General features: G+C 45.6%; 5 protein-coding genes. 2 read left to right on the forward strand and 3 right to left on the reverse strand.

Annotated features, from left to right (window positions below; all coding sequences use genetic code 11):
• Positions 1 to 19: 19 nt before the first annotated feature.
• From Q0386_RS02240 to pbpC, 3 genes are all read right to left on the reverse strand, one after another.
• Positions 20 to 2,821 (reverse strand): valine--tRNA ligase, encoded by a 2,802-nt coding sequence (locus tag Q0386_RS02240; RefSeq protein ID WP_299026441.1) that lies wholly within the window; start codon positions 2,819 to 2,821, stop codon positions 20 to 22.
• A gap of 130 nt (positions 2,822 to 2,951) precedes the next feature.
• Positions 2,952 to 8,117: an alpha-2-macroglobulin gene (locus Q0386_RS02245; protein ID WP_299026443.1), complete on the reverse strand. Its 5,166-nt coding sequence runs from the start codon at positions 8,115 to 8,117 to the stop codon at positions 2,952 to 2,954.
• Positions 8,117 to 10,285: a penicillin-binding protein 1C gene (gene pbpC, locus Q0386_RS02250; protein WP_299026446.1), complete on the reverse strand. Its 2,169-nt coding sequence runs from the start codon at positions 10,283 to 10,285 to the stop codon at positions 8,117 to 8,119. Before pbpC ends, Q0386_RS02245 begins: the two co-directional genes overlap by 1 nt.
• 101 nt (positions 10,286 to 10,386) lie before the next feature.
• Between pbpC and fumC the strand changes: the two genes are divergently transcribed.
• Both fumC and Q0386_RS02260 read left to right on the forward strand, forming a co-directional pair.
• Entirely contained in the window at positions 10,387 to 11,814 is a 1,428-nt protein-coding gene (gene fumC, locus Q0386_RS02255) for a class II fumarate hydratase (protein WP_299026449.1), read from the forward strand.
• A gap of 149 nt (positions 11,815 to 11,963) precedes the next feature.
• On the forward strand, positions 11,964 to 12,344 hold the full coding sequence (locus tag Q0386_RS02260) for a hypothetical protein (protein ID WP_299026452.1): 381 nt from the start codon (positions 11,964 to 11,966) through the stop codon (positions 12,342 to 12,344).
• Positions 12,345 to 12,434 lie beyond the last annotated feature (90 nt).

A 12,434-nucleotide genomic window follows, 5' to 3' on the forward strand; every position in this document is an offset into this window, starting at 1 on the left:
TTAGGCTCAAACGAGCGGACTACTCGCCAAACGCCTTTAGCTCGTCGCATACTTTGGCGAATTTCTCCTGCGCGCTTTGCAGCCCTTCGCGGTTGGCTTCGACCACGGCTTGCGGAGCGGAGGCCACGAATTTCTCGTTATTTAGCATAGCAGAAAGCTTTGCTATCTCTTTTTCTAGTTTGGTTTTTTGCGACCGCAGTCGCATGATCACCGCGCTCATATCCACGCCTTCAAGCGGTACGAATACTTCTAAATTTTCGCTCACGTCGCGTGTGGCGTTTTCTATTTTAGCGTCGCAAAACTCGATCTGCTCGCATTTAGCTAGCAGCGAGATGTAGTTTGTCGCCTCGGTCAAATTTTCGTTTCCGTTTAGCTTGATGAAAGCTTTTGGGATTTTTGAGTTTCCTTGCTCGATGGTCGCCTTTGCACGGCGGATCGCGACGATAGCCTCGATCACCAGCTCAAAGGTCTTTTCTATCTGCATGTCGCGCTCGTTAGCCTGCGGATACGCCTCTATCATGATCGAGCTCGCGCTTTCTAAATTTGAGCCGCTAAGCTCGTGGAAAAGAAATTCTGAGATAAACGGCATAAATGGGCTAAGCAGCCTCATAGCCTCTTTAAATATCGCTCCAAGCTCCCTTACGCTGCCTTTGTCGGCTTTGCTAAGCTCGATACCCCAGTCGCAAAACTCGTCCCATAAAAATTTATAAATCGCGTTTGCCGCATCGTTAAAGCGGTAGGCATCGATGTTTTCTCGCACCTCGCGTACGCACTCGTTAAATCGGCTTAGCATGTATTTGCCAAGCTTCGTTTCGATTTTGGCGTCGCTTAAATTTGCAAATTTAGACTCGTTTAGCAGCAGATATTTGCTCGCGTTGTAAAGCTTGTTCGTGAAATTTCGCACGAGCTTCATCTTTTCGTCGCTTAGTTTTATGTCGCGTCCCTGCACGGCTAGTAGCGCAAGCGTAAAGCGCAGGACGTCGGCGCTATACTCCTCGATGCTAACGAGCGGGTCGATGACGTTGCCTAGGCTCTTGCTCATCTTTCTGCCTTGCTCGTCTTTAACCAGAGCGTGTAGATAAATATCGTCAAACGGTAGCTTGCCTAGCGCGTTTTCGCCCTGAAACATCATCCTGGCCACCCAGAAAAACAAAATATCAAAGCCGGTGATTAGCAGGTTGTTTGGGTAAAATTCGGCCAAATCGCCGTCAAACCATTTCTCGTTTTTTAGCTCCTCGCCGTTACCCCAGCCAAGCGTGCTAAACGGCCAAAGCCCCGAGCTAAACCAGGTATCTAGGACATCCGGGTCTTGATGGAAATTTGTGCTTTTGCATTTTGGGCACTGCGTCGGCTCGTCTTCGTCCGCCCACTCGTGTCCGCACGCGTCACAGTAAAATACCGGGATCTGATGCCCCCACCATAGCTGGCGCGAGATACACCAGTCGCGAAGCTCGCGCATCCAGGCGTTAAAGCTGTTTATCCAGTGAGCCGGGTAAAATTTGGCTAATCCTTCGCCGACCTTTGCGATCGCGTCGTCCGCGATCTGTTTTTTGACGAACCACTGCTTTGAGATGTATGGCTCGACGACGTTTTTGCAGCGGTAGCAGTAGCCGACTTGATTTTCGTAGTCTTCGATCTTCTCGACGTTTCCGAGCTTTTCTAGCTCTGCTACGATGGCGTCTCTAGCCTCTAGTCGCTCAAGCCCTTTAAACTGCGCGCACTGCTCGTTTAGGATGCCTTTTTCATCAAAAACGGTTATAAATTTTAGATCATGCCTTTTGCCGACCTCGTAGTCGTTGGTGTCGTGCGCTGGCGTGACTTTTACTAGGCCCGTTCCAAACTCCATATCGACATGCTCGTCGGCTATGATCTCGATCTCGCGACCGATTATCGGCAGGACGACTTTTTTGCCGATCAAATTTTTATATCGTTCGTCGTTCGGGTTTACCATTACCGCGGTATCGCCGAAGTAGGTTTCGGGCCTTGTCGTTGCCACAACGATATACGGCAAATTCTCGCTTTGATATGCTTTGTTAGAGCGGATTTCTCCTCGGTCACGCACGACCAGTGCACTCCCGTCGTCAAAATCCACTCCGCCTCGCCTATCTTTGCGATAATTCGCCTCGTCGTTTTGAGGCGAATTTGTGTTACTCTTGTCAAAATTTAATGCGGAATTTTCGCTCAAATTTGAAGCTTCGTCTGCGAGATAGTACCTCAAATGATAAAGCTTGCCTTTGTTTTCCTTATGCTCGACCTCGATGTCGCTGAGCGCGCCGTCGTGCGTACACCAGTTTATCATGTAGTTTTCGCGTACGATGAGCCCTTTTTCGTAGAGATTTACGAAAGCCTTTTTGACGGCTATTCTTAGTCCCTCATCCATCGTAAATCTTTGGCGCGACCATGCCGGCGAGATACCTAGTTTTCGCATTTGATGCACGATCATGCCGCCGCTTTTTTCTTTCCATTCCCAGACTTTTTCTACGAATTTTTCGCGTCCGAGCTCTTCTTTTTTGATGCCTTGGGCTAGGAGCTGCTTTTCAACGACGTTTTGCGTGGCGATACCTGCGTGATCAAGGCCCGGCTGCCACAGCGTTTTGTAGCCGTCCATTCTTTTGTAGCGCGTCATTATGTCTTGTAGGGTAAAGGTTAGGGCGTGTCCGATATGAAGCGAGCCCGTTACGTTTGGAGGCGGCATCATGATGCAAAATTTACGGCCGTCTTTGCGTATGTTTTTGTTCGCATCTATCTCGAAATATCCGCGTTCTTCCCAAATTTTATAAAATTTATCTTCTACTTCTTTTGCGTCGTAAAATTCCGCCATATTTTATCCTTAATAATTGTTTAAAAAATGTCGGATTTTACTACAAATTTGCTAATAGTATGTTTAAAATAGGTTGTTTTTAAGAATAGGCAAAGAAAGCGAAGCGGCTAAAAAACCGCTTCGCAAAGGATCATTTGACGATAAATTCGTGCTGAGCTAGATCGTAGTCACTCATGCTCTCGTCGTACATGTTTTCCGTGATGACCGCAGGTAGCATGCACTTACCGCTCATGACGACGCGAAGAGGCGTGTAGAGCACGTGCGCATCCTTGCTAGCATCCAAGCTATAAAAGCTCAAAACTCTGTCGTCCTCGATGTTTTGATGCTCGAGAGTTAAAGAGTTTTTCGTGGCTTCAGTTCTTACGTTTGGTACGATGTTTTCGTTTACCACCTCAAGGCAAGGGCTGATCGTTTCGTTTATCACGCCGTTTCTGATAAACTCATTCGTTTTAAGAGAAAGCTTCGAGTAGATGACGTCGTTTACCTTAAGCGCGTTGATATCGATCTCTTTGCCGTCTTTGCCGACGAAGGTTCTGTAGATATCAAGCCCTTTTTTGTCAAATTTGTGACTTACGTCTAGCTTTTTGTAGCCTGACGCACTAACGCCTAGATACACGGCTGCGCCGTTTTCAGGCACGATAGTAATCTCAGGCTTTTTAGGAGCGATGTTGATAGCTCCGCGACCGTCGAAATTTAGATCGTGTCCGTCGGCGATAAGCTTAAATTTGTTCTCGCTTGAGACGTCTTTGATATAAGCTCTTAGCGCTCTTAGCGTAAATGCGCGCTCCTGCGTCGAATGTAGCTTATCTACGCGAGCGATCAGGTAGTCTGCTAGCTCGTCGCTAAATGCGTTTTTCTCAAAGTGATTAGCGTGTAAAAGTAGCATAAAGGCCTTGTTTCTGATCTCTGAGCCAAAGTTATCGGCCAGCTCTTTTTCGCGGTTATAGGCTGATTTATTTAGCTCTTTTAGCACTTTTTCGCTCTCTTTATTTAGTCCCTCGTTTTTGAGGATCGCCGCCATCAAGTAGCCTTCAAGCGCGCTACCTTGGTATCTTTTTTGATCGTATAGAGCGTTTAGCTTTGATCTATCGAGCTTCTTTTGCGTGCTTAGGACGTAGGCTGCGTAAAGAGCTTGGAAGTTGTCGTTGCTGCCAAACGCCTTTAACCAGTCGATCGCTTTATTTTTTACGTGGCTATCAAGTGCAAAGCCTGATTTTTCAAGGGTAAATAGCATATCGATAGAGTAGATAGAAGCAAAGTTGTTCGTGTAGCCTAGCTGATTCCAGTAGCCGATGCTGCCGTCTGTTTTTTGCATATTGACGACGTCTTGCAAGCCAGCTTCGACAAATCTTCTTCTATCGGCTTCTTTTGCTTTAGCTTCTTTAGAATCATCTCCGCCAAGCACTAGGAAATTTAGCTCAAAAAGCTTACTTGAGCGCTGCTCGGCGCATCCGTAAGGGTAGTTTACGAGCTTATCGCTATTTGCGCTTAATACGCCTTTTATAGAGCTTGAAGCGTCGATCCTGATGCGTTTAAACTCGCTGTCAAGCTTAAATGTTTTTTCCACGGTAGCCTGGAAATTTTTAGCGTAGGTGCTAAGCGGATAGGCGTGGATGACGTCAAGCTTTTGTGAGTAGGTATAGCCGTTTTTACCGTCGTTTGCGGTGAAATTTATATACGCTTTGCCAGTAGCGTTAGCATCGACCGTGAAATTTAGCTTAGCGTTTTCCTCGGGTTTTAGCTCGATACTATCTACGCCTAGTTTCGCGTTTAGGTTGGTATCTAGGCTTAAGGCTACCTTTTTTGGCTCTTTGGTCGTATTTATGACTCTTAGAGAGTAGTTTATCTTATCGCCCTCGATAAGATACGCCGTTTGAGTCGGTTTTAGGATGATATCGTCTTTTACCTTTATGGCATTTACGCTAAAGCCGAGCTTATCGCCGACTACGCTGAGCGCGGCTAAATTTATCTCTGAGTTAAAGTCGCTAGGCACTTCTATCTCGAAATTCGCTACGCCGTCGGCACCGGCTTTTGCCGTTTGCATTTTGATGTAGGTTTTGACGTTTTTCTTATCGACCGGGCTAGCAAATTTTGCCATTCTCATCTCCATAAGGGCAGCCGCCGCGTCGCCGCCGAAGCTTAGTACTTTACCGTCTTTTTTAAATCCGCTCAAATTTGCGTAGATGTCATAATCAAGCACGCCGTCGTTTAAAATTTTGTCAAAAAAGTCAAGCGGGCTCTTTAACTTTTGATTTGTTACTTGTAGTACGCCTTCATCAACTGCAAATAACGTAACTTCCGCATTTGGCTCAGTTTTTACGGTAGTTTTAAATTTGGAGTTTGACTTCACGACTTTTGGCGCTTCGATGCTGACGTTTGTCGCTCGGTATGATTTATCCGCTTTTGCATAGACTTTATCGTAGGTTCTAAACGGCAAGACGTCGTTATCGGCTACGCGCATGATGGATGCAGTTACATAAAGTCCCTCAAAATCGAAGTCAAGGTCAAATTTGGCGTTTGCTACGTTGTTTTCTATATTTACGACTTTATACTTTTTGACGTTTTCTGACTCGACCGTGATGATGCCGATGCCGCTTTTTAGCACAGAGCTAACGTCTACGTTTAGCAAGTCGCCTTTTTTATAGGCTTTTTGATTTAGCTTGATTTTAGCTTTAGCTAGCTCTTTTGTCGGTTGCAACGTGCCGCCGTAGTCCCAGCCGCTAACGTAGATATCTAAATTTGCCGAGTGGCCGCTTAGGATATCGGAAACCACGACTATGAAGTCGCCGCTTTGATTGAAATCATAAACGAATTCGTTACCGCTAAGAGTATCGCTAAAGACCTTTTCGTAGCGTTTGTTCCATTTTAGATAGCCTTCTTTGTCGTAGTTGTATTCCCAGATCGCTTTTTTGATCTCGACGGCTTTTTGTCTATCTTTTAACTCCTCGTCTTTAAGCGGATCGACGCTTACGAAATTTAGCGTTAGTTTGGAGTTTGCGTCGATGTAGGTGTCGTTTGCCCTGACGCCGACCATCACGTCAAAAGGATATACGCTAAAGTCGTTGCTAGCGCTTACATTTTTGCCGTCATCGTTAATGGTAAATACCGCGGTGCCTTTTAAAATGCTTGCGATTTTGCCTTTGCTTTGTAGCTTAAACGCAGTCGCGCCTTTGCCTTCGTTGTCTAGAGTGACTGGTTTAGTAAACTGATCTAGGCCGTTTGCAGCGTATTCGCCGTTGCTAAATTTATACTCTTTAAATTTATCGTTTTTGTAATCTTGCTGATATAAATTTAACGCCACGTCGCCTTCTAGATTAGCCGCCGCTCCGCCAAAAAGGTAGTTGCTTTGTAGTTTTACGTCTATTAGATCGTCTAGAGCGTAAATTTGCTTATCTAGCTTGACCTCGTTTTTGATGCGTTGCGGGGTGAAGGACTCGACTGAAAAGTCGTAGCTATCGATGATTTTATTTGCAAAGATCACTTCAAATTTAAACGTTCCGGTTAGTCCAGAGTTTACCGGCTCGTCGAAATTTATCACGCCAAGCTCGGTGGTATTTACGCCTTTATTTAGGATCACTTTGTTTTGCGGATCTCTGATTTTTAGCTTAACGGGCATGTTTGAGAGGCTCTTAAACAGCGCGTTTTTGATGATGATCTCGCCTTTTATATTTTCCTGCGGGCGGATGATGTTGCTAGCAAAGTGCAAATACGCGCTATACGTTTCGCTTCTATCTTTGGCGTCTAAATTTGACTCCTCGTTTAGGCGTTTGTTTTGCGATAGGGCGATGAAGCTTTGCTCTTTACCTAGCGTTAAAACTGCGCTTGAGACGTCCTTGCCGATGTCTTTTTTATTAAATTTAAATACGCCTTCGTCGTTTGTGATGCCGCTTGCGATGAGATTGTTTTTAGTGGAGTAAATTTTGACGTCCGCGTTTGCGACCACTTCGTTTTTACTCAAGCGGTTGGCAAATAAAAATACCTCGTCTTTTGAAACCTTCATGCTTAGGCCGATATCGGTTAGATAGACCGCTTTTTGTACGCTTTTGTCTTTGTCGTAGTAGACCGTGACTAGATAAACTCCGTCGCCGCCCTCGGCAAAGTCAAGCTTGATCTTGCTTTTTTGCATTTCGTTTTGAGCGCCGCCTAGGTCGTAGTTTTTGCTAGCTACTTCCTCGGCGTAGTTATCCAAAGGAGTCTCGGTAAAATTTAAAAAGTATCTTAAATTTTGCTCTTTTAGCTTCTCGACGACGACTTTAGCGGTGTTTGTATTTACGCTTTTTATGCCGATCTCGCCCAGGTTAGACATATACGTGCCGCTATCGGTAAACTCCAAAAACGGCTTTAGATCGCCGAACGCGACGTTAAATGAGGAGTTTTCTCGTAGCATCGAGTAATCGTCGCCAAAGCCCTTATAGAAGGTGACTTTGTATGTTGTCTGCGGTTTGAAGTCTTTACTGGTAATGTCGATATAGTAGTAGTAATACTCGCCGTCTGGGTCTTGGTGGCTAGTGTACTCCATTTCGCCAACTTCAAAGCTATTTACGCCCTCGACCTTGATAAATTTTTTAATATTGTCAGAATCTATCCAATCTTTAAGATAGAGTCTAGCCGCTAGTTTGCCGTTATCTAGGCTAATGCCTTCGACTTCGCTTAAAAACATAGTCTTGGCTTTTGGCTTATCGACGAAATTTTCATCGGGATTTGAGACTTTTTGCACGACTTCAAAACTATCGGCCAAATTTATACCCGAAGTATTTTTGAGGTTTTTAGAAACCGAAAATACTAAATTGTCGCCGCTTTCAAGTAACTTTATCTGAAAGCTTTTAGGCGTTTTGGCTACGATTTTATATTTGATGTTTTGCTTGGCCAAATTTTGCTTGTCGTAAATTTTAAAATTTGCGGCAAACTCATCCTCGCTAACATTATCGTTAAATACCGCTAAAAAGGTATCTCCGGAGTACTCGATCATGTTTGATAGCACGAAATCTCCGCCGTAAAATTTAACCTTACTATCGCCTTTTTTGCACGAGTAGCTTATGCCTTTTGCAAGAGGCTTTTTAGGGTAAAAGAAAATCGAGTCTGATCCATACTCAAAGGCTCCCGTTATCTCGGGCGAACACTCGATTATTTTTTTGTGCGTGACCTTGCCGATGAGAGACTGTTCGTTTTGGGCGTATTTTACGCCAATGCTTACCGAGCCATCGTCTAACGCCTTGCTTGAACCGTCAAGCGTAAAGGCGCTCAAATTTGCTGCCAAAATGCAGCTTAGGCTTAAGCTGACTAGCTTTAAACGCATTAAAACCTCCTTATTTCGATATTGATTTCGCTTAAATTCGAATTTTCGTCCAGACACCCGAGCTTGTGTTTGCCTTGCGTTAAATTTAAGGTATTTTCGCTCGCGTTGTTTACTTTTTCCCATTCGTTTTCGTCGATTTTGAGATATATCTCATCGCCGATATATGCGTAACATTTTAGCATAACTTTAGTTAAATTTTCATCGCTTAGCAGAATTTGATTATTTGACGGCGTTGCAACGAGAGGTTTATAGCTTTTAAATTTATAGTAACAAGGACTTTCTTTGATATCTTCTTGAGTAATCGCGCCGTTTTTTAGTAAAAATCCTACCTCATCGCCTCTGATACTCTCGCAGATATCTTTTAGCGCTACGCCCTCTATTTGCCAGTCATCCTCTTCATCTCTGCACTCTTTAAATTTAAACGCGTCAAGACAGGTTTTTTTGGACTCAATGCCGCCTGGCGCGCCCATGAAAGACAGTTTTTGCTTTTGAGCTAGTAGTTTAAAGACGTCAAAAACCGTGCGAGACGCGTCGCTAAATCCGCTTAAATTTTGCGTCTTTTTGCCGTTAAAGTTACCAAACCACACCGCGACCGTGTAGTCGTTATTTACGCCGATCGTGTATATATCGCGCGAACCGTAGCTGGTGCCGGTTTTAAAGGCGATTTGAGGCGTGTCTTTTGCGTATTGCCATGCGACGCCCAGATAGCTTCTTGACGCGCTTGAGAGCATTTTTGAGGTTAGATACGCGCTTTGCGGGCTGATTAGCCGTCCGTAGCCTAGTATCGTCTTGCCGGCCGCTTCCAGCGGTTTTAGCTCGCCGCCGTTTGCGTAGATAGTGTAGAGGTGGGCTAAATTTAGCAGGCTCATTTCCGCACTTCCAAGCGCGATACTATCTGCGTAAAATTCCTTTGAATTGCTCACCAAACGCACTCTAGAAAGCAGCTCGTAAAGAGAGTTTTCGCCTAATTTGTTGTTTAGGCTAACGGCCGGGATATTTAGGCTAAGCGCTAGCGCCTCGGTCGCTGAGATGATACCAAAAAACCTGCTGTCGTAGTTTTTGGGCACGTACTCTCCGAGGAAAATTTCTGTATCTATCATCTGGCTTTTTGGCGTGATGAAACCCTCGTCGAGTCCTAGCGAAAATATAAACGGCTTTAGCGTCGAGCCCACGTTTCTGCTCATCGTTACGCCGTCGTTTTGTCCCTGCGGAGCGTGCCAGTCGTGCGAGCCCACGTATGCCGCTACGCTCATGTTTTTGTTGTCGATTATTATCCCCGCGGCGTTGTAGGCGTCTTTTGATTTTAGCGAGGTAGCCGTATTTTTTAGCGCGTTTTCTAGTAAAATTTGCAAATTTAGATCCAAATTTGAGTGTGTAACTCCGTTTTTTAGAGCTTGCGCGGCGTAGTGCCTGGCCTTATAAACGGCGTCGTAGCGTTTGTTTTTAAATGGCTCTCTTTGCGCTCTTTGGAATGCGCTTTGATCTATCACGCCGGCTTTATAAAGCAACTTTGCGACGCGGTTTTTTAGCGCGTTGATGTTTGATTTTTTATCTAGGCGGTTGGCGTTTGGGTTTTTTGGGATCGTGCTCAAAAGCGCGCACTCGGCGATACTAAGCTCGCCAAGCTCTTTGCCGAAATAAAACCTCGCCGCAGCCGCCGCACCCTCGATATTTCCGCCGTATGGAGCGAGGTTAAAGTAAAAATTTAAAATCTCGTCTTTGCTATAGTGCCACTCCAGCTGAAGCGCGGTAAAGATTTCTTTAAATTTGTTTGCATAGGTGCGCTCCTCTCGCTTCATCATGCGCGCGACTTGCATCGTGATCGTAGAGGCGCCGATACGGTTAGAGTGCGTGAGATTGTGCGCGGTCGCGCGGATCATGGCAAATGGATTTACGCCGATGTGGTAGTAGAAAAATTTATCCTCAAACAAAACAACGCTATCTTTTAGTGTCTGCGGTATGTTTTTAGCCTCAAATCTCCAAATTTCGTCGCTGCTAGGCCGAAGGGCGACGATCTGGCCGTTTTTATCAAAAAGTATGAACGAATTTTCCCGCTTTAGCGCTTTCGTGTCAAGCGGATAGGCAAAGTCAAGCACTAAAAAAGCTACAAAGCAGAGCAGGGCGACTGCGGCGAAGTATTTGATAAATTTAGCTAAAACTCTTTTCATTTCGCGATTATATCGAATTTGCGCGTAAAATCTCGAAAGATTAAATTTATGATAATTGATATATAATTTCAAATACTAATTTAAGTAAAGGAGATAAAGGCATGGAATATAGAATAGAAAAAGACACGATGGGCGAGGTGAAGGTACCAAACGATAAATATTGGGGTGCGCAGACACAGCGCAGCCATGAAAATTTCGAGATCGGAGTAGGGCTGGAGACGATGCCAAGGGAGGTCATAGAGGGCTTTGCCTATCTAAAAAAGGCGTGCGCGCTGGTTAATCGCAAGCTGGGCCGCCTAGACGAGCCTCGAACCGAGGCGATCGCGCAGGCGTGCGATGAAATTTTAAACGGCAAGCTGGATGGAAATTTCCCTCTGGTCGTGTGGCAGACCGGATCTGGCACGCAGTCGAATATGAATTTAAACGAGGTCGTTTCAAACCGCGCAATGGAAATTTTAGGACTAAATTTCCGCGATAAAGCGGCACTTGATCCTAAAGACGCGAAGTTTGTGCATCCAAACGATCACGTAAATAAAGGTCAGAGCTCAAACGACACCTATCCTACGGCGATGCGAATAGCCTTTGTACTGGAGCTGCAAAAAAAGCTGCTGCCAGCGATAGAAAAGCTTGAAGCGACGCTGGATAAAAAGACCGCCGAGTTTGCGGGGATCGTAAAGATCGGCCGTACTCACCTGCAAGACGCCACACCGCTCACGCTCGGGCAGGAATTTAGCGGCTACGCGCATATGCTAAAGGCGAGCAAGGCGCAGATCCTCGCTACCGTGCCGTTTTTAGAAGAGCTTGCCATCGGCGGCACCGCGGTGGGCACCGGGCTAAACTCGCACCCGAAATTTAGCCAGATGGTAAGCGATGAGCTAAACGCTCTAACGGGCACGGCGTTTAAATTTAAATCCCATCCGAATAAATTTCACGGCCTAACCAGCCACGACGCGGAGGTGTTTTTAAGCGGCGCGCTAAACGGTCTGGCGGCAAATTTGATGAAGATCGCAAACGACGTGCGCTGGCTAGCAAGCGGGCCAAGATGCGGTATCGGCGAGATAAACATCCCTGAAAACGAGCCTGGAAGCTCGATAATGCCAGGCAAGGTAAATCCGACGCAGTGCGAAGCCGTCACGATGGTCGCCGCGCAGGTGATGGGCAACCACGTCGCGATCTCCGTCGCCGCAAGCCAAGGCAACTTTGAGCTAAACGTCTTTAAGCCGGTGCTTACCTACAACCTCATCCAAAGCATTCGTCTATTAAGCGATGCGATGCTAAGCTTTGAGAAACACTGCGCTTGCGGTATCACGGCAAATGCGGCAAAAATCGACAAGTTACTTCACGAAAGCCTGATGCTCGTAACCGCGCTAAATCCGCACATCGGCTATGCAAATGCCGCCAAGATCGCCAAAACCGCGCATCATAACGGCACGACGCTGCGCGAGGAAGCGATAAGATCGGGCATACTAACCGCCGAGGAATTTGATGCGTGGGTGGTGCCTGAGGATATGATCGCGCCGAAGGAGTAAATTCGGTCGCTTGATTTTTGGGCTCGGCGGGATTTGGGCGATTTTGCCGAGCCTTCTTTAAAATCCATAAATTTGAGAGTAAAATTTACGGTTGCGCCTTAAATTTTACTCAAATTTGCCGATATACTTTTAAATTTAAAGGCACGGCGATGGATGTAAAACTAAACATAAATTTAAATTCAAATTTGATGAGCGTCGGCAAAAGCTCTGCAGCGACTAGCGCGGCAAATTTAAAAAACGTAAATTTGCAAAGCGGCGATAGAGGCGATATCTTGCGCGACGCGTCAGATTTTTTTGATAGCGCAAACGAGGGCGAAAGCAGCGCCGATATCCTAAAAAAGCAGCTAGAAAAACTGCAAAAACGCCTAAAAGAGCTTGAAGCCGCGATAAAGCGAGTAAAAGCGAGCAAAAATCCATACGCAAAAGATATGGCGGCCTCGCTTGAGACGCAAAAGGGAGCGGTGTTTGCGCAGATAATGCAAATAAGCGCGCGAATTTTAGAAATACAAGGCGGTCAGGGTAAAATTTGACGCCGTAAATTTGTATTTCAAATTTTAAAGCCTTGAAACCAATTAAGAAATAGGGTGATTTTGATTTTAAAATATCAAAATGTAAAAATG

Source organism: uncultured Campylobacter sp., assembly GCF_938045625.1.
Lineage (GTDB): Bacteria > Campylobacterota > Campylobacteria > Campylobacterales > Campylobacteraceae > Campylobacter_A.

Coding starts and splice junctions, on each gene's coding strand:
- Q0386_RS02240 (WP_299026441.1), bottom strand. CDS start 2,821: ATGGCGGAATTTTACGACGCAAAAGAAGTAGAAGATAAATTTTATAAA.
- Q0386_RS02245 (WP_299026443.1), bottom strand. CDS start 8,117: ATGCGTTTAAAGCTAGTCAGCTTAAGCCTAAGCTGCATTTTGGCAGCA.
- pbpC (WP_299026446.1), bottom strand. CDS start 10,285: ATGAAAAGAGTTTTAGCTAAATTTATCAAATACTTCGCCGCAGTCGCC.
- fumC (WP_299026449.1), top strand. CDS start 10,387: ATGGAATATAGAATAGAAAAAGACACGATGGGCGAGGTGAAGGTACCA.
- Q0386_RS02260 (WP_299026452.1), top strand. CDS start 11,964: ATGGATGTAAAACTAAACATAAATTTAAATTCAAATTTGATGAGCGTC.